The 17336-nt window shown below is 64.8% G+C and carries 12 protein-coding genes and 1 tRNA gene; 12 read left to right on the top strand and 1 reads right to left on the bottom strand.

What is annotated here, in order from left to right; translation table 11 throughout:
• The first annotated feature begins 11 nt into the window (after window positions 1-11).
• The 6 genes from ACX9MO_RS03625 to rplA all read left to right on the top strand — a co-directional run bounded on the left by ACX9MO_RS03625 (window position 12) and on the right by rplA (window position 3573).
• Complete coding sequence (locus ACX9MO_RS03625; protein ID WP_462213562.1) at window positions 12-983, top strand: zinc transporter ZntB; 972 nt, start codon at window positions 12-14, stop codon at window positions 981-983.
• Between the two features lie 99 nt (window positions 984-1082).
• A tRNA-Trp gene (locus ACX9MO_RS03620) sits at window positions 1083-1158 on the top strand.
• A 168-nt stretch (window positions 1159-1326) separates the two neighbouring features.
• The gene (secE, locus tag ACX9MO_RS03615; RefSeq protein ID WP_222492129.1) at window positions 1327-1518 is read left to right on the top strand and encodes a preprotein translocase subunit SecE; all 192 of its coding nucleotides are present in this window, start codon (window positions 1327-1329) and stop codon (window positions 1516-1518) included.
• A gap of 247 nt (window positions 1519-1765) precedes the next feature.
• Complete coding sequence (gene nusG, locus ACX9MO_RS03610; RefSeq protein WP_222492131.1) at window positions 1766-2299, top strand: transcription termination/antitermination protein NusG; 534 nt, start codon at window positions 1766-1768, stop codon at window positions 2297-2299.
• Between the two features lie 150 nt (window positions 2300-2449).
• Window positions 2450-2875 (top strand): 50S ribosomal protein L11, encoded by a 426-nt coding sequence (rplK, locus tag ACX9MO_RS03605; RefSeq protein ID WP_222492133.1) that lies wholly within the window; start codon window positions 2450-2452, stop codon window positions 2873-2875.
• Window positions 2875-3573, top strand: coding sequence for a 50S ribosomal protein L1 (gene rplA / locus ACX9MO_RS03600; protein ID WP_222492135.1), 699 nt, complete (start codon window positions 2875-2877; stop codon window positions 3571-3573). Before rplK ends, rplA begins: the two co-directional genes overlap by 1 nt.
• Before the next feature lie 156 nt (window positions 3574-3729).
• Here the strand turns inward: rplA and ACX9MO_RS03595 are convergent, their stop codons facing one another.
• On the bottom strand, window positions 3730-4494 hold the full coding sequence (locus ACX9MO_RS03595; protein ID WP_462213561.1) for a YkgJ family cysteine cluster protein: 765 nt from the start codon (window positions 4492-4494) through the stop codon (window positions 3730-3732).
• A 439-nt stretch (window positions 4495-4933) separates the two neighbouring features.
• On the opposite strand from ACX9MO_RS03595, the gene rplJ reads away from it, so the two are divergent.
• From rplJ to ACX9MO_RS03565, 6 genes are all read left to right on the top strand, one after another.
• Complete coding sequence (gene rplJ / locus ACX9MO_RS03590) at window positions 4934-5446, top strand: 50S ribosomal protein L10 (protein ID WP_222492139.1); 513 nt, start codon at window positions 4934-4936, stop codon at window positions 5444-5446.
• Between the two features lie 71 nt (window positions 5447-5517).
• Window positions 5518-5898 carry a 50S ribosomal protein L7/L12 gene (rplL, locus tag ACX9MO_RS03585; RefSeq protein WP_222492141.1) on the top strand — a complete coding sequence of 127 codons (381 nt, stop codon included), beginning with the start codon at window positions 5518-5520 and terminating at the stop codon, window positions 5896-5898.
• Between the two features lie 306 nt (window positions 5899-6204).
• The gene (gene rpoB, locus ACX9MO_RS03580) at window positions 6205-10341 is read left to right on the top strand and encodes a DNA-directed RNA polymerase subunit beta (RefSeq protein ID WP_222492143.1); all 4137 of its coding nucleotides are present in this window, start codon (window positions 6205-6207) and stop codon (window positions 10339-10341) included.
• 74 nt (window positions 10342-10415) lie between these two features.
• On the top strand, window positions 10416-14642 hold the full coding sequence (gene rpoC, locus ACX9MO_RS03575; protein ID WP_222492145.1) for a DNA-directed RNA polymerase subunit beta': 4227 nt from the start codon (window positions 10416-10418) through the stop codon (window positions 14640-14642).
• Between the two features lie 601 nt (window positions 14643-15243).
• Window positions 15244-16167: a DMT family transporter gene (locus tag ACX9MO_RS03570; RefSeq protein ID WP_462213560.1), complete on the top strand. Its 924-nt coding sequence runs from the start codon at window positions 15244-15246 to the stop codon at window positions 16165-16167.
• Window positions 16164-16994 (top strand): glycosyltransferase, encoded by an 831-nt coding sequence (locus tag ACX9MO_RS03565; protein WP_462213559.1) that lies wholly within the window; start codon window positions 16164-16166, stop codon window positions 16992-16994. The genes ACX9MO_RS03570 and ACX9MO_RS03565 overlap by 4 nt, the downstream gene beginning before the upstream one ends.
• Window positions 16995-17336: the final 342 nt, after the last annotated feature.

The following is a 17336-nucleotide window of genomic DNA, read 5'->3' as shown; positions in this document are numbered from 1 at the left end:
AGGAGACCCCCATGACCGCCTGCATCGAATACGCCTACGCCCTCAACGGACCGGAGGCCGGGCAACGGCTGGAGCATGGGCATCTCGTGGAGGTGCTGCGCGCCGATCAGCTGGGCTGGGTTCACCTCGATGCCACGGACCCGCAGGCGCCCGACTGGATCGCCCGGAACCTCCCCTACCTCGATCCGGCGGTGCATGAGTCGCTCACCGTGACCGCCACCCGCTCGCGGGCGACGCGGATCGGCGACGGGATGCTGGTGGTCCTGCGCGGGGTGAACATGAACGAGGGCCGCGATCCCGAGGACATGGTCGCCGTGCGCATGTGGATCGACGCCAACCGGATCGTCACGCTCTCGCGCCAGCGGGTACGCGCGCTGGAGGACATCTGCAAGGCGCTGGAGGCGGGGCAGGGGCCCGACACGGCGGGCGGCTTCCTCGACACGCTGGCGGACCGCCTGAACGCCCGGCTGGAGCCGCTGGTGATGGAGCTGGACGTCGAGACCGACGGGCTGGAGACGCAGGTGATCGGCGACCCCGACCAGTCGCTGCGCAAGCGGATCGTGGCGATGCGCCTGCAGGTGATCGAGTTCTATCGCCATTGCGCGCCCCAGGTGCAGGCCCTTCGCGCGGTCGAGGAGGCGTCGCCCCCCTTTCTTGCCGAGACCGACCGGTTGGGCCTGGCAGAGACCCGGCAGAGCCTGACCCGCCAGGTGGAGAACCTCGCCGAGATGCGTGATTCCCTCGCCGTCCTGCGCGAGGAACTGTCGGGTCAGATTTCCGACCGGCTGAACCGGCACATGTATTTCCTCTCGATCATTTCCGCGATCTTCCTGCCGCTGGGGTTCCTCACGGGGCTGCTGGGGATCAACGTCGGGGGCATGCCCGGGGCCTCCAGCCCGATCGCCTTCTGGCTCGTCTGTGGCGGGCTTTCGGCGGTGGTTCTGGCGCAACTTGCGGTGCTCCGGCGGGTCCGCTGGCTCTAGGACGCGACGGCAACCTGCGGGCGGCGCGGGAATTCTCCGACAGCGTGCAGATCCGCTCTTGATCTTGCTTTCCCAGTGCCCTATCCCACGGCACGGCCTAGGGGTATAGCTCAGTTGGTAGAGCATCGGTCTCCAAAACCGAGGGTCGCGGGTTCGAGTCCTGCTGCCCCTGCCAGTCCTCCGGACAATTCGATCTTCGGCACCGCTTCGGCGGGCTGCGATCGTTTGTCCGAGGGGGACGGCTTCAGGGATGACTTGAAAACATGCGCCGCGCGGCGTATGTGACGGCGATCCGCGGCAGGGGCCGCGGCAGGCAGACAACAGCAGAACGGACGCAACGCGCATGGCCAACCCGATCCAGTTCATCCAGCAAACCCGTGGCGAGATCGCGAAGGTCACCTGGCCGACGCGCCGTGAGGTGCTGCTGACCACGGTGATGGTCTTCGTGATGGCCTTCGTGGCCGCCGTCTTCTTCTGGCTGGTCGACTTCCTGATCCGCATGGGTCTGACCGGGCTGCTGAGCCTCTTCAGCTGATCCGGCTTCGGTCCGGCGCTGCCCGCGGGCGGCGCGGGGCCGCGACGCGCCGCAAAGGGTCTCCCGGTCTTCCGGGCATGTGCCCTTGAAATATCCGGCGCAGGGCGGTAGGGACCTCCTACTCTCGCGAGGTGGCGTGCGGCGATTCGAGTTGCGCGCCGATTTTTATTGCGAGAAGCGGCAGGTAACTGCCTGAAAGGTTTTGAATGTCCGGCTGTGGCCGGATGGGACGGGGAACGAAGGCGACATGGCAAAACGGTGGTACTCGGTTAGCGTTCTCTCGAACTTCGAGAAGAAGATCGCCGAGCAGATCAGGACTGCGGTCGTTGAGAACGGTCTCGAGGACGAAATCGAAGAAGTCCTGGTCCCGACCGAGGAAGTGATCGAGATCCGGCGCGGCAAGAAGGTGAACACCGAACGCCGCTTCATGCCGGGCTACGTGCTGGTGCGGATGGAAATGTCGGATCGGGGCTATCACCTGATCAGCTCCATCAACCGCGTCACCGGCTTCCTGGGTCCGCAGGGCCGCCCGATGCCGATGCGCGACGCCGAGGTGAACGCGATCCTGAACCGGGTGCAGGAAGGCGAAGAAGCGCCGCGCACCCTCATCCACTTCGAGGTGGGCGAGAAGGTGAAGGTCAACGACGGGCCGTTCGAGGACTTCGACGGCATGGTCGAGGAGGTCGACGAGGACAACCAGCGCCTCAAGGTCACCGTCTCGATCTTTGGCCGGGAAACCCCGGTCGAACTGGAATTCGGTCAGGTCTCCAAGCAGGCCTGATCGCTGCGGGCCTCCGGGCCCGTTCATTCGTGGGAGGCGCGGCAACCGCGGTTGCCAGACCCGACCACGCGGTAAGGCCCGGGGAGACGCGTTTCCCAAGGCCGGCAAGGACAGGGCATCCTGTCTGAGCGATGAAAAAGGAGAGGCCACATGGCCAAGAAACTGATCGGCAGCCTGAAGCTGCAAGTTAAGGCTGGTCAAGCCAACCCCAGCCCGCCCGTCGGCCCCGCACTGGGTCAGCGCGGCATCAACATCATGGAATTCTGCAAGGCGTTCAACGCCAAGACGCAGGACATGGAGCCCGGCGCGCCGTGCCCGACCGTGATTTCCTACTACCAGGACAAGTCCTTCACCATGGAAATCAAGACGCCCCCCGCGTCTTATTACCTGAAGAAGGCTGCCAAGCTGAAGTCCGGCGCCAACAAGCCCGGCCGTGAAACCGCAGGCTCGGTCACCGTTGCACAGGTGAAAGAGATCGCGGAAGCCAAGATGAAGGATCTGAACGCCAACTCCGTTGAAGCGGCGATGCAGATCATCCTGGGCTCCGCCCGCTCCATGGGCATCGAGGTGAAGTAATGGCAAAGCTCGGTAAACGTACCCGCGCCGCTCGCGAAGCCTTCGCCGGCAAGGAAGACATCACCATCGAGGAAGCGGTTTCGCTGATCAAGGCGAACGCCAACGCGAAATTCGACGAAACCGTCGAGATCGCGATGAACCTCGGCGTCGATCCCCGTCACGCAGACCAGATGGTCCGCGGCGTCGTCGGCCTGCCGAACGGCACCGGCAAGACCGTGCGCGTGGCTGTGTTCGCCCGTGGCGCCAAGGCTGATGAAGCCCAGGCTGCCGGCGCGGACATCGTCGGCGCAGAAGACCTGATGGAAGCCATCCAGGGCGGCAAGATCGACTTCGATCGCTGCATCGCCACCCCGGACATGATGCCCGTCGTCGGTCGTCTCGGCAAAATCCTCGGCCCGCGCAACCTGATGCCGAACCCCAAGGTCGGCACCGTGACCATGGACGTCGCTCAGGCCGTGACCGACGCCAAGGGCGGTCAGGTTCAGTTCAAGGCCGAGAAGGCAGGCGTCGTGCACGCAGGTGTCGGCAAGGCCTCCTTCGACGAAGCCAAGCTGATCGAGAACATCCGCGCCTTCGTGGACGCCGTCTCGAAAGCCAAACCGGCAGGCGCCAAGGGCACCTACATGAAGAAGATCGCGCTCAGCTCCTCGATGGGCCCGGGCGTGTCGGTCAGCGTCGAAAGCGCAACCGGCAACTGATCCCGCTTCACGGGTAAAGTTAGAAAGGGCGGTCCTTCGGGGCCGCCCTTTTTCGTTGCCGCGCGAGGCGGGCAAAGTTTCGTTGCCTCGTGGGGGTAGGGGGCCTCGCCTTCTCCTTCCGATGACAATGCCGGCGGGGGAGGGAACTTCGGGCCCTCAGGCCCCGGCGGCGCGGGCCGCGTCGCGGCAAGTCTCTTCCAGCACCTTCGGCGCGTGGCGGGCGGCTTTCAGGCTCTCGTCCAGCGTCTCGCCTTCCACCGCGCCGGCGGCGATCCTTGCCATGGCGTAGCTCGGCACCCGGGTGATGCCCTTCAGCGCCTCCCGGACGACGGCATGGGTAGCAAGGTAGTCGAGGTGGCTGCCCAGCAGGCCGGCCCCCTCGGCTGTCCCGCCCTCGGCGTTCACCCGGCAGGCCTCGGCATCGGTGGAGAGGAAGGACCGGCAGATCATCGGTCGTGCCTCGTAGGCCCGGCAGGTGCGTGTCTCGGGGTCGAGGGCGGGGCAGGCGGCCTTGTGCCACGCGCGCCCGTCTGGTTGCCCCGCCAGAGGCGTCAGGGCTTCGTGCAGGCGGGTGGCCTCGCTCTCGGTGATCAACCCGCCGTCGCCTTCGGTCAGGATGCAGCAAAAGGCGCAGCCCGCGGTGCAGGCGGCGTTGCGTACGGCCTCGGGCGGGGTCGCCAGCATCGCGTCGCGGGTGGCGCTGCCGAGGCGCCAGGCGGCCTGGCCGTCGGCCATTTCGGTCACCGTGTCTCGCAGGGACAGCCCGTGTTGCTCCGCCATGTCGAGGTAGGCCGCCAGCACGCGCCGGGCTCGCTCCTCCAACGGCCGCGACATGCCGCGGGCACGGGCCTTGGCGAGGCGTGGCTTGAGGTCGGAGGGGCGCGTGGCGGGGCCGGGCCTTCTGCTCGTCTTGCTGCTCATGGGGTCCCTCTTTGGCTGGGCGGGGCTATGACGGCAGCATAGAGCAGGGCGCGGCGGCGTCCAGCGGCCCGCAATAATGCGAATTCATTGCCTGAATGGGCGAAACGTGCCATGCTCTCCCGGACCGGTTCCCGGCAGGCGATGGCCTGTGTGGGGTGTTGCGTGGTCTTTGGACTTGCACCCACCGGTTACAGCTTCTAAACGGAACTACGCACTCAGCGCGCGATTCGTCGTGCGCTCTTTGCGTTTCGTCCGAGACGGCGGGTGGAGCAATCCATAAATCCTGCCTGAGACGGGAAAGAACCGATTTCTTCGGATGCCTCCACCGGCACCCGGGGCGAGATTGGACGGACCCGTAACAAGGACCCGCATGGCCGGGATCTTGCATCCCGGCTGAATTGAGCCGGAGGGTCTGACCCTCCCAAACTGGAGTGAAACTGTGGATAGAGCCCAGAAAGAGAAAGTGGTCGAGGAACTCGGCCAAATCTTCGAAAGCTCTGGCGTTGTGGTGGTTGCCCACTACACCGGCCTCACGGTTGCTGAGATGCAGTCGCTGCGTGCCAAGGCCAATGAGGCCGGTGGTGCAGTGCGCGTCGCCAAGAACAGGCTCGCCAAGATCGCCCTGGAAGGAAAGCCCTGCGCAAGCATGGCCCCGCTCCTGACGGGCATGACCGTTCTGACCTATTCCGAGGACCCCGTGGCAGCAGCCAAGGTGGCCGAGGACTTCGCCAAGGAAAACAAGAAGTTTGAGATCCTTGGCGGTGCAATGGGCGAGAACGCTCTTGACCGGGCCGGTGTTGAAGCCGTGTCGAAAATGCCGTCGCGCGAGGAGCTCATCGCTTCCATCGTCGGCTGCATCGGCGCACCCGCTTCGAACATCGCCGGCGCGATTGGCGCACCTGCTTCGAATATCGCCTCCATCCTGTCCACCATCGAGGACAAGGCGGCGTAAGCACCCTTCGAGACCGTCGTGGGTTGCAAACCCACACGTTGGAACACATCTAGAGAAACGGAACCTGACAAATGGCCGATCTTAAAGCCCTTGCTGAGCAAATCGTCAACCTGACCCTGCTCGAAGCCCAAGAACTGAAAACCATCCTGAAAGACGAGTACGGCATCGAGCCCGCAGCCGGTGGCGCCGTCATGATGGCTGGTCCCGCAGGCGATGCCGGCGGCGCAGCTGAAGAAGAAAAAACCGAGTTCGACGTCATCCTGAAGTCGGCCGGCGCTTCGAAAATCAACGTCATCAAAGAAGTCCGCGGCATCACCGGCCTGGGCCTCAAAGAAGCCAAAGAGCTGGTGGAAGCCGGCGGCAAGGCTGTCAAAGAAGGCGTGTCGAAAGACGAAGCAGAAGAAATCAAAGCGAAGCTGGAAGCAGCTGGCGCCGAGATCGAAGTCAAGTAATCCGGCGCTTCGGCGGACAGGCCCTGTGCCTGACCGCCAAGCCCGGCGCTGCCGAGGGGCTCTGTTTCCCGCTGTGGCGACTGGACTTTTCAGGCTGGATACGGGTTCGTCCCGTGTCCAGCCGAACCTGTCTCAGAGAGGCCCTGCGCGGCGGGGCTTTTCTAAGGCGAGGTTCAACGGGTCGGGAGGCTGCCTTTGGGACGGCGGCCAGGAATTGACCCAGAACCCCAATGCCTGTCTCGAAAGGGGGCGATGCCGGGGCCCGACGGCATCACCCTCGTTGAGAAACGAAAGGTGACATCTGTCATGGCTCAGACCTACCTCGGTCAGAAACGTCTTCGCAAATACTACGGCAAGATCCGCGAAGTTCTCGAAATGCCGAACCTCATCGAGGTTCAGAAAAGCTCCTACGAACTCTTCCTGAAATCCGGCGACCAGCCCGACCCCGCAGACGGCGAAGGTATCAAGGGCGTTTTCCAGTCGGTCTTCCCGATCAAGGATTTCAACGAAACCGCCGTTCTCGAATTCGTCAAGTACGAGCTGGAAAAGCCGAAATACGACGTCGAAGAGTGCATGCAGCGCGACATGACCTACAGCGCCCCGCTGAAGGTCACCCTGCGGCTCATCGTGTTTGATATCGACGAAGACACCGGCGCCAAGTCGGTCAAGGGCGTGAAGGAACAGGACGTGTTCATGGGCGACATGCCCCTGATGACGCCCAACGGGACCTTCATCGTCAACGGCACCGAACGGGTCATCGTGTCCCAGATGCACCGTTCGCCGGGCGTGTTCTTCGACCACGACAAGGGCAAGACCCACTCCTCGGGCAAGCTGCTCTTCGCCTGCCGCATCATTCCCTACCGCGGCTCGTGGCTCGACTTCGAATTCGACGCCAAGGACATCGTGTTCGCCCGTATCGACCGTCGCCGGAAGCTGCCGGTGACGACCCTGCTCTATGCCCTCGGGCTGGACCAGGAGTCGATCATGGACGCCTACTACAACACCGTGACCTTCAACCTGCGCCGGGGCCAGGGCTGGGTGACGAAGTTCTTCCCCGAGCGGGTGCGCGGCACGCGCCCGACCTATGACCTCGTGGACGCGGACTCGGGCGAGATCATCGCCGAGGCCACCAAGAAGGTCACGCCGCGCGCGGTGAAGAAGCTGATCGACGAAGGCAACGTCAAGAACCTGCTGGTGCCCTTCGAGCACATCGTCGGCAAGTTCGTCGCCAAGGACATCATCAACGAGGAAACCGGTGCCATCTACGTCGAGGCCGGCGATGAGCTGACCCTCGAGTACGACAAGGACGGCGACGTGACCGGTGGCTCGCTGCAAGAGCTGCTGGACGCAGGCATCACCGAGATCCCCGTGCTGGACATCGACAACATCAACGTCGGTGCCTACATCCGCAACACCATGGCGATGGACAAGAACATGAACCGCGACAGCGCGCTCATGGACATCTATCGCGTCATGCGTCCGGGTGAGCCGCCGACCGTCGAGGCCGCCTCGTCCCTGTTCGACACCCTGTTCTTCGACAGCGAGCGTTACGACCTCTCGGCCGTGGGCCGCGTGAAGATGAACATGCGCCTCGCACTCGACGCGCCCGACACCATGCGCACCCTGCGCCGCGAGGACATCGTGTCCTGCATCAAGGCCCTGGTGGACCTGCGTGACGGCCGCGGCGAGATCGACGACATCGACCACCTCGGCAACCGTCGTGTCCGCTCCGTCGGCGAACTGATGGAAAACCAGTACCGCGTCGGCCTGCTCCGCATGGAGCGCGCGATCAAGGAACGCATGTCGTCGGTCGAGATCGACACCGTCATGCCGCAGGACCTGATCAACGCGAAGCCCGCCGCGGCTGCCGTGCGTGAATTCTTCGGCTCCTCGCAGCTGTCGCAGTTCATGGACCAGACCAACCCGCTGTCCGAAGTGACGCACAAGCGTCGTCTCTCGGCGCTTGGCCCGGGCGGTCTGACCCGTGAGCGTGCCGGCTTCGAAGTGCGCGACGTTCACCCGACCCACTACGGCCGGATGTGCCCGATTGAGACGCCGGAAGGTCCGAACATCGGTCTGATCAACTCGCTGGCGACCTTCGCCCGCGTGAACAAGTACGGCTTCATCGAAACGCCCTACCGCACGGTCGAGAACGGCCATGTGACGGACGAAGTGAAGTACATGTCCGCGACCGAGGAAATGCGCCACACCGTGGCACAGGCGAACGCCAACCTCGACGAGAACGGCGACTTCGTGAACGACCTCGTGAACACCCGCCAGTCGGGCGAATACACGCTGGCGCCGCGCGAAAGCGTCGACCTGATCGACGTGTCGCCGAAGCAGTTGGTGTCGGTTGCGGCCTCGCTCATTCCGTACCTCGAAAACGACGACGCGAACCGCGCTCTCATGGGCTCGAACATGCAACGTCAGGCGGTTCCGCTGCTGCGGGCCGAGGCGCCGCTGGTCGGCACCGGGATCGAGGAAGTCGTCGCACGTGACTCCGGCGCGGCCATCATGGCCAAGCGGGCAGGCATCATCGACCAGGTCGATGCGCAGCGGATCGTGATCCGGGCCACCAAGGACGTCGAGATCGGCGATGCCGGCGTGGACATCTACCGGATGCGCAAGTTCCAGCGCTCGAACCAGAACACCTGCATCAACCAGCGTCCGCTGGTGAAGGTGGGTGACACGGTCGAGAAGGGCGAAGTGATTGCTGACGGTCCGTCCACGGATATGGGCGAACTGGCTCTCGGCAAGAACATCATCGTCGCGTTCATGCCCTGGAACGGCTACAACTACGAGGACTCGATCCTGATCTCCGAGCGGATCGCGCGGGATGACGTCTATACCTCGATCCACATCGAGGAATTCGAAGTCGCCGCCCGTGACACCAAGCTCGGGCCGGAAGAGATCACCCGGGACATTCCCAACGTCGGCGAGGAAGCCCTGCGCAACCTCGACGAAGCCGGTATCGTCTACATCGGTGCGGACGTGGAGCCGGGCGACATTCTCGTCGGTAAGATCACGCCGAAGGGCGAAAGCCCGATGACGCCGGAAGAGAAACTCCTCCGCGCCATCTTCGGCGAGAAGGCCTCGGACGTGCGCGACACCTCGCTGCGGGTTAAGCCGGGCGACTACGGGACCGTTGTGGAAGTGCGCGTCTTCAACCGTCACGGTGTGGAGAAAGACGAGCGTGCGCTGCAGATCGAGCGCGAGGAAGTCGAACGTCTGGCCCGTGACCGGGACGACGAACTGGCGATCCTCGACCGCAACATCTATGCGCGTCTGAAGTCGATGCTTCTGGGCAAGGTGGCGGTGAAGGGCCCGAAAGGTGTCAAGCCGAACTCCGAGATCACCGAGGAGCTGCTGGGCACTCTGACCCGCGGTCAGTGGTGGCAGCTGGCCCTGGGCGAAGACCAGGAAGCGCAGATCATCGAGGCCCTGAACGAGCAGTACGAAGTGCAGAAACGCGCTCTCGATGCCCGCTTCGAGGACAAGGTCGAGAAGGTCCGCCGTGGCGACGACCTGCCGCCGGGCGTGATGAAGATGGTCAAGGTCTTCGTGGCCGTGAAGCGCAAGCTTCAGCCGGGCGACAAGATGGCCGGCCGTCACGGGAACAAGGGTGTTGTGTCGCGCGTGGTGCCGATGGAGGACATGCCGTTCCTCGCGGATGGGACCCCGGTCGACTTCTGCCTCAACCCGCTGGGTGTGCCGTCGCGCATGAACGTCGGTCAGATCCTCGAGACGCACACCGGCTGGGCCTGCCGTGGCCTCGGCATCAAGGTGGACGATGCTCTGGGTGAATACCGCCGCACCGGCGACCTGACCCCGGTCAAGGAAGCGATGCGGATCGCCTATGGCGACGATGTCTACGAAGAAGGCATCGAAGGCATGGACGAGAGCCACCTCATCGAGGCGGCCAGCAACGTGACCCGCGGCGTGCCGATCGCCACCCCGGTCTTCGACGGCGCGAAAGAGCCCGACATCAACGAACGTCTGCGCAACGCGGGCTTCGACGAGTCCGGCCAGTCCGTGCTGTTCGACGGCCGCACCGGTGAACAGTTCAGCCGCAAGGTGACGGTGGGCGTGAAGTACATGCTCAAGCTGCACCACCTCGTGGACGACAAGATCCACGCACGTTCGACCGGCCCGTACTCCCTCGTCACGCAGCAGCCGCTGGGTGGTAAGGCGCAGTTCGGTGGCCAGCGTTTCGGGGAAATGGAGGTCTGGGCCCTGGAAGCCTACGGTGCCGCCTATACCCTGCAGGAGATGCTGACCGTGAAGTCGGACGACGTGGCCGGCCGGACCAAGGTCTACGAAAGCATCGTCAAGGGCGAGGACAACTTCGAGGCCGGCGTGCCCGAATCCTTCAACGTGCTCGTGAAGGAAGTCCGCGGCCTCGGCCTGAACATGGAACTCCTGGACGCGGACGAGGACGAGTAAGGGCGTCAGCCCCCTCGGGGGCGGCCCTCCGCCGCCCCGCCCTCGCTCCAAGCCAAGTCATTTAGGAAGACGACATGAACCAGGAACTGACGAACAACCCGTTCAACCCGCTGACCCCGCCGAAGGTGTTTGACGAGATCAAGGTCTCGCTGGCGTCGCCGGAGCGGATTCTCTCGTGGTCCTACGGCGAGATCAAGAAGCCGGAAACCATCAACTACCGGACCTACAAGCCCGAGCGCGACGGCCTGTTCTGCGCCCGTATCTTCGGGCCGATCAAGGACTACGAGTGCCTCTGCGGCAAATACAAGCGCATGAAGTATCGCGGCGTCGTCTGCGAGAAATGCGGTGTCGAAGTGACGCTCCAGAAGGTGCGCCGCGAGCGTATGGGCCACATCGAGCTGGCCGCGCCCGTCGCCCACATCTGGTTCCTGAAATCGCTGCCGTCCCGCATCGGCCTGATGCTGGACATGACGCTGCGCGATCTGGAACGCGTGCTGTACTTCGAAAACTACGTTGTCATCGAGCCCGGTCTGACGGACCTGACCTACGGCCAGATGATGACCGAAGAAGAGTACATGGACGCGCAGGACGCCTTCGGCATGGACGCCTTCACGGCGAACATCGGCGCCGAGGCCATCCGTGAGATGCTGGCGGCCATCGACCTCGAAGCCGAGGCCGAACAGCTGCGTGCGGACCTCGCCGAAGCCACCGGCGAACTGAAGCCCAAGAAGATCATCAAACGTCTGAAAGTCGTTGAATCCTTCCTCGAGTCGGGCAACCGCCCCGAGTGGATGGTCATGACCGTGATCCCCGTGATCCCGCCGGAACTGCGTCCGCTGGTTCCGCTGGATGGCGGCCGCTTCGCGACCTCCGACCTGAACGACCTCTACCGCCGCGTGATCAACCGGAACAACCGTCTGAAGCGGCTGATCGAACTGCGTGCGCCCGACATCATCGTCCGCAACGAAAAGCGGATGCTGCAGGAATCGGTCGACGCGCTCTTCGACAACGGCCGTCGCGGCCGCGTCATCACCGGCGCCAACAAGCGTCCGCTGAAGTCGCTGTCCGACATGCTGAAGGGTAAGCACGGTCGCTTCCGTCAGAACCTTCTGGGTAAGCGGGTCGACTTCTCGGGCCGTTCCGTGATCGTGACCGGTCCGGAGCTCAAGCTGCACCAGTGCGGCCTGCCCAAGAAGATGGCGCTCGAACTCTTCAAGCCCTTCATCTACTCGCGCCTGGAGGCCAAGGGCCTGTCCAGCACCGTGAAGCAGGCGAAGAAGCTGGTGGAAAAAGAGCGTCCCGAGGTCTGGGACATCCTTGACGAGGTCATCCGCGAGCACCCGGTTCTGCTGAACCGTGCGCCCACGCTGCACCGTCTGGGTATCCAGGCCTTCGAACCCCAGCTGATCGAAGGCAAGGCCATCCAGCTGCACCCGCTCGTCTGCTCGGCGTTCAACGCCGACTTCGACGGTGACCAGATGGCCGTGCACGTTCCGCTGTCGCTCGAAGCGCAGCTCGAAGCCCGTGTCCTGATGATGTCGACGAACAACGTTCTGTCGCCCGCAAACGGCGCGCCGATCATCGTTCCTTCGCAGGACATGATCCTTGGCCTCTACTACACGACCATCATGCGCGAAGGCATGAAGGGCGAAGGCATGGCCTTCGGCTCCATCGACGAGGTGCAGTATGCCCTCGACACCGGCGCCGTGCACCTGCACGCCAAGATCACCGCGCGCATCCTGCAGATCGACGAGGAAGGCAACGAGGTCACCAAGCGGTACGAGACCACCCCCGGTCGCGTCCGTCTCGGCGCCCTGCTGCCGATGAACGCCAAGGCGCCCTTCGAACTGGTCAACACCCTGCTGCGCAAGAAAGACGTGCAGCGGGTCATCGACACCGTCTACCGCTACTGCGGTCAGAAGGAGTCGGTCATCTTCTGTGACCAGATCATGCGCATGGGCTTCCGCGAAGCGTTCAAGGCTGGCATCTCGTTCGGCAAGGACGACATGGTCATCCCCGACAACAAGTGGGAGATCGTGGAAGAGACCCGCGAGCTGGTGAAGGACTTCGAGCAACAGTACATGGACGGCCTGATCACCCAGGGCGAAAAGTACAACAAGGTTGTCGATGCCTGGTCGAAGTGCAACGACAAGGTCACCGAAGCCATGATGGGCACCATCTCGGCCGTTCCGCGCGACGAGAACGGGGCCGAAGGCGAAACCAACTCGGTCTTCATGATGGCCCACTCCGGTGCACGGGGCTCGGTCACGCAGATGAAACAGCTGGGCGGGATGCGCGGCCTGATGGCGAAGCCGAACGGCGACATCATCGAGACCCCGATCATCTCGAACTTCAAGGAAGGCCTGACGGTTCTCGAGTACTTCAACTCGACCCACGGCGCCCGTAAGGGTCTGTCGGACACGGCACTGAAGACGGCGAACTCGGGTTACCTGACCCGTCGTCTGGTGGACGTGGCGCAGGACTGCATCGTGCGCGAGAAGGACTGCGGCACCGACCGCGCGGTGACGGTCGAAGCGGCTGTCAACGACGGCGAAGTCGTGGCACCCATCGGCGAGCGTCTGCTGGGTCGTGTCGCGGCGGAGGACATCCTGCGCCCCGGCACCGACGAGGTCCTCGTGGCCACCGGCCAGCTGATCGACGAACGCATGGCGGATCTCGTTCAGGACGCCAACGTCCAGTCGTGCCGCGTGCGGTCGCCGCTGACCTGTGAAGCCGACGACGGCGTCTGCGCCATGTGCTACGGCCGCGACCTTGCCCGCGGTACAATGGTGAACCAAGGCGAAGCCGTGGGCATCATCGCGGCACAGTCGATCGGTGAACCCGGCACCCAGCTGACGATGCGGACCTTCCACATCGGCGGCGTTGCCCAGGGTGGTCAGCAGTCGTTCCTCGAGGCCAGCCAGGAAGGTACGGTCGTCTTCGAGAACGCGCAGTTGCTGGAGAACGCCAACGGCGAGATGCTCATCATGGGCCGGAACATGAAGCTCCGGATCATGGGCGAGGACGGGGACGAACGCGCCAGCCACAAGCTGGGCTACGGCACCAAGCTCTTCGTCAAGGATGGCGATACCGTCACCCGCGGCACCAAGCTGTTCGAGTGGGACCCCTACACCCTGCCGATCATCGCGGAGAAGGCCGGTCAGGCGAAGTTCGTCGACCTCATCACGGGTATCTCCGTGCGGGACGAGACCGACGATGCCACCGGCATGACCCAGAAGATCGTGTCCGACTGGCGTGCTGCGCCGAAGGGCAACGAGCTGAAGCCGGAAATCCTCATCGTCGACGAGGAAGGCGAGCCGCTGCGGAACGATGCCGGGAACCCGGTGTCCTACCCGATGTCGGTCGATGCCATTCTCTCGGTCGAAGAGGGGGCCACGATCAAGGCCGGTGACGTTGTCGCGCGTATCCCGCGCGAGGGTGCGAAGACGAAGGACATTACCGGTGGTCTGCCGCGTGTGGCCGAACTCTTCGAAGCCCGTCGTCCCAAGGACCACGCCATCATCGCCGAGATCGACGGCTACGTGCGCTTCGGTCGCGACTACAAGAACAAGCGTCGCATCACGATCGAGCCCGCGGACGAGTCGATGGAACCCGTCGAGTACATGGTGCCCAAGGGCAAGCACATCCCGGTGGTCGAAGGCGACTTCGTCCAGAAGGGTGACTACATCATGGACGGCAACCCGGCGCCGCACGACATCCTCTCCATCATGGGTGTCGAGGCTCTGGCGGACTACATGATCAACGAGGTGCAGGACGTCTATCGACTGCAGGGCGTGAAGATCAACGACAAGCACATCGAGGTGATCGTTCGCCAGATGCTGCAGAAGTGGGAGATCTCCGACAGCGGCCAGACCACGCTGCTGAAGGGCGAACACGTCGACAAGATCGAGTTCGACCAGGCGAATGCCAAGGCCGAGCGCGAGGGCCGTCGTCCGGCAACGGGCGAGCCGATCCTGCTCGGGATCACCAAGGCCTCGCTGCAGACCCGGTCCTTCATCTCGGCGGCCTCCTTCCAGGAGACGACCCGCGTGCTGACCGAAGCCTCGGTTCAGGGCAAGCGCGACAAGCTCGTCGGCCTGAAGGAGAACGTGATCGTGGGTCGTCTGATCCCGGCCGGGACCGGTGGGGCCACGCAGCGCGTGCGCCGTATCGCCTCCGACCGCGACAACGTGGTGCTGGACGCCCGCCGCGAAGAGGCGGAGGCCGCTGCGGCCCTCGCCGCTCCGGTGATGGACGAGGCCGACAGCAACATGGTCGACGTGCCGGAAAGCCGCGATTGATCGCCTGACGGTGAGACATGAATGACGAGAAGGGGCAGGTTTTCCTGCCCCTTTTCTTTTGGGATCAGGCTTGAGCAGAGGAGGGCGCGAGGCGATGGCTTCCCAAGCCCAAGCCCAAGCCCAAGCCCAAGCCCAAGCCCAAGCCCAAGCCCAAGCCCAAGCCCAAGCCCAAGCCCAAGCCCAAGCCCAAGCCCAAGCCCAAGCCCAAGCCCAAGCCCAAGCCGCCGGTAGGTCGGCTTACCGCCTCCGATGACAATCCCAGCGCGGAGCAGGGCGGCAGGCCGCCACGCATCTGTATGAAGGCCATTTGCCGGGCGGCGTTGCTCTCACGTCACCTCGGCGCGCGGGGGCAAGCCGGCAGTGGCCTCCCGACGAAGCCGGGGGCGTCGGAGTGCCCTTCGTAGCGCGCGTGGCGCTTCGATCTCGTCTTCGCGCTCCCGGGCGCCCCGCACCGCATGTGCGCGCTGACTTTCGGCGGCTTGGACTGCGGGGCAGGGGGCGACGGGGGGGCCTGTGGGACGGTCTCGCAGACCCCCTCCGATTTGGCCCCTTCCGTCCTGCCCGCTGCCATGGCATTGCAGCCCGGCAGAGGAGGCGGTTCATGTCCGACAATATCCGCGGCGCGCTGATCATGATGGCGGCCATGATGTGTTTCACCCTCAACGACACGCTGACCAAGACGCTGGCCGGGGCGCTGCCGCCGCACCAGGTGCTGGTGATGCGCAACGGGTTGACCACGCTGGTCCTGCTGGCGGTCTCGCTCCACCTCGGGCATTTCCGCCTGAAGCTGCCGCGCCGGGACCGGGGCCTGATCCTCGCCCGGGGGCTGGCCGAGGCAGCCTCGGCCTACTTCTTCCTCAACGCGCTCTTCCACCTGCCGCTGGCCAATGTCACCGCCGTGGTGCAGTCGCTGCCGCTGGCGGTCACCCTCGCCGCCGCGGTCTTCCTGAAGGAGCCGGTGGGCTGGCGCCGGGCCTCGGCCATTGCCGTGGGCTTCGTGGGCGTGCTGCTGATCCTGCGCCCGGGGCCGGAGGGGTTCTCGCTCTACTCGTTCTACAGCCTCATGGCGGTGCTGGTGGTCACCCTGCGCGAGCTCTTCACCCGGCAGGTCGCGGCGGATGTGCCCTCGATGCTGATCACGACGGTCACCTCGGCCACCGTCTTCCTCTCGGCGCTGCTTTACGGAGGCGCGGTGGGCGGCTGGGTCGTTCCCACGGCGGGCCAGTGGGCCACGGTGGGCGCGGCGGCGGCGATCATCCTCGTGGCCTATCTCGCCTCGGTCGTGGCGATGCGGGTGGGCGAGGTCTCCTTCGTGTCGCCCTTCCGCTATGTCTCGCTCCTCTGGGCGCTGCTGTTGGGATGGCTGGTCTTCGGCGACTGGCCGGGGCCCGTCACCCTGCTGGGCGGCGCGATCGTTATCGGATCGGGGCTCTTCATGATATGGCGGGAGCAGCGCATCGCGCGCCGGTCCGTGGCGACCGAGGCGGCGGCGGAGACAGCAGGATCGGGCCGGGGGCTGAAATGAAACAGGTGCAGATGCTGGGGCTTTGCCGCTTCTCCTATCCCACCGCGCTCGACGGGTTCGAGCGGACGGAGGGGGACGCGGCCACCAATGCCGCGCGGCTCTATGTCCCCGAGAGGCTGGACCTGCGGCTGTGGTTCTTCGAGCATGTCACCCTGCCGGCGATCCGGGCCCAGAGCGATCCCGACTTCACCATCGCCCTGCTGGCGGGGGAGGGCCTGCCGCAGCCCTACCGGGGCCGGCTGGAGGCGCTGGTGGCCGACATCCCGCAGGTGAAGGTGCAGTTCCTGCCCGAGGGGCAGAAGCACCGTGCCGTCTGCAAGGCGGTGCTGAAGGCCCTGCGCGACCCGGAGGCCCGGGCGGTGGGGGAGTTCACGCTGGATGACGACGACGCCGTCGCGGTGGATTTCGTGGCCTCCGCCAAGCGCCACTTCGCCGCGATGAAGGACATCTGGCGCGAGGAGAACCGCGCCGCGCTCGACTACAACGCGGGCCTCGTGCTGCGGGCGGGGGCAGGGGGGCTGGAGGCGGAGTCGGTGAACCGCCAGCAATGGGCCCCGGCGCTGGCGATCTTCTCCCGCCCCTCCAGCACCCGCAGCCTGCAGGACTTCAACCACCGCCGGGTCTGGTCGCGGATTCCCACGCTGACCCTGCCCGGTCCGGTGATGTTCCTCCGCGGGGCACATGGCGGCAACGACAGCTCCGTCGCGCGCCCGGGGGAGGGCGGGCTGCCGGTCACCGATCCGCAGATCGCGGGCCTGCTGCAGACCCGCTTTGCCATTGACGCGGGGGCGCTTTCTGCGGCATGGGAGGGCCTCCGCGCGGGATGAGGCGCGCCGGGGCCGGACGCAGGTCCCGCGACGCGGCGGCAGATCTGTCATCAGGGGGCGTTTGCCCCTGCATATGTTGACAAGGTCTCCGACTCCCCCTATACGCGCGGCAATCAGGTGGGGGGTAGTCCATCCGCCTTTCAGAATCGAAGTGGTCAAGATCCGGGCTGGTGCCCCGATCCTCTGGAAAACCCACCGCGTCGTACCCCTTAACTACGGGGGGCGAGTGCGGTTTTTTCGTTGCGCTTGTGCGCGAGTCACGGTCAGGCGCGGACGCGCACCAGGCCATTTTAGGAACCCGCACGGGCCGCACCACCGTGCAACACATGTGTTAGAGACGGG

Source organism: Pseudooceanicola profundus, assembly GCF_054919315.1.
This window is presented reverse-complemented; position numbering and strand designations above follow the sequence as displayed.

Bases quoted from the DNA above. Each gene is read 5' to 3' on its own strand.
- rpoB (WP_222492143.1), top strand. From the start codon at position 6,205: ATGGCTCAGACCTACCTCGGTCAGAAACGTCTTCGCAAATACTACGGC.
- ACX9MO_RS03595 (WP_462213561.1), bottom strand. From the start codon at position 4,494: ATGAGCAGCAAGACGAGCAGAAGGCCCGGCCCCGCCACGCGCCCCTCC.
- rpoC (WP_222492145.1), top strand. From the start codon at position 10,416: ATGAACCAGGAACTGACGAACAACCCGTTCAACCCGCTGACCCCGCCG.
- rplK (WP_222492133.1), top strand. From the start codon at position 2,450: ATGGCCAAGAAACTGATCGGCAGCCTGAAGCTGCAAGTTAAGGCTGGT.
- ACX9MO_RS03570 (WP_462213560.1), top strand. From the start codon at position 15,244: ATGTCCGACAATATCCGCGGCGCGCTGATCATGATGGCGGCCATGATG.
- rplA (WP_222492135.1), top strand. From the start codon at position 2,875: ATGGCAAAGCTCGGTAAACGTACCCGCGCCGCTCGCGAAGCCTTCGCC.
- nusG (WP_222492131.1), top strand. From the start codon at position 1,766: ATGGCAAAACGGTGGTACTCGGTTAGCGTTCTCTCGAACTTCGAGAAG.
- secE (WP_222492129.1), top strand. From the start codon at position 1,327: ATGGCCAACCCGATCCAGTTCATCCAGCAAACCCGTGGCGAGATCGCG.
- rplL (WP_222492141.1), top strand. From the start codon at position 5,518: ATGGCCGATCTTAAAGCCCTTGCTGAGCAAATCGTCAACCTGACCCTG.
- ACX9MO_RS03565 (WP_462213559.1), top strand. From the start codon at position 16,164: ATGAAACAGGTGCAGATGCTGGGGCTTTGCCGCTTCTCCTATCCCACC.
- ACX9MO_RS03625 (WP_462213562.1), top strand. From the start codon at position 12: ATGACCGCCTGCATCGAATACGCCTACGCCCTCAACGGACCGGAGGCC.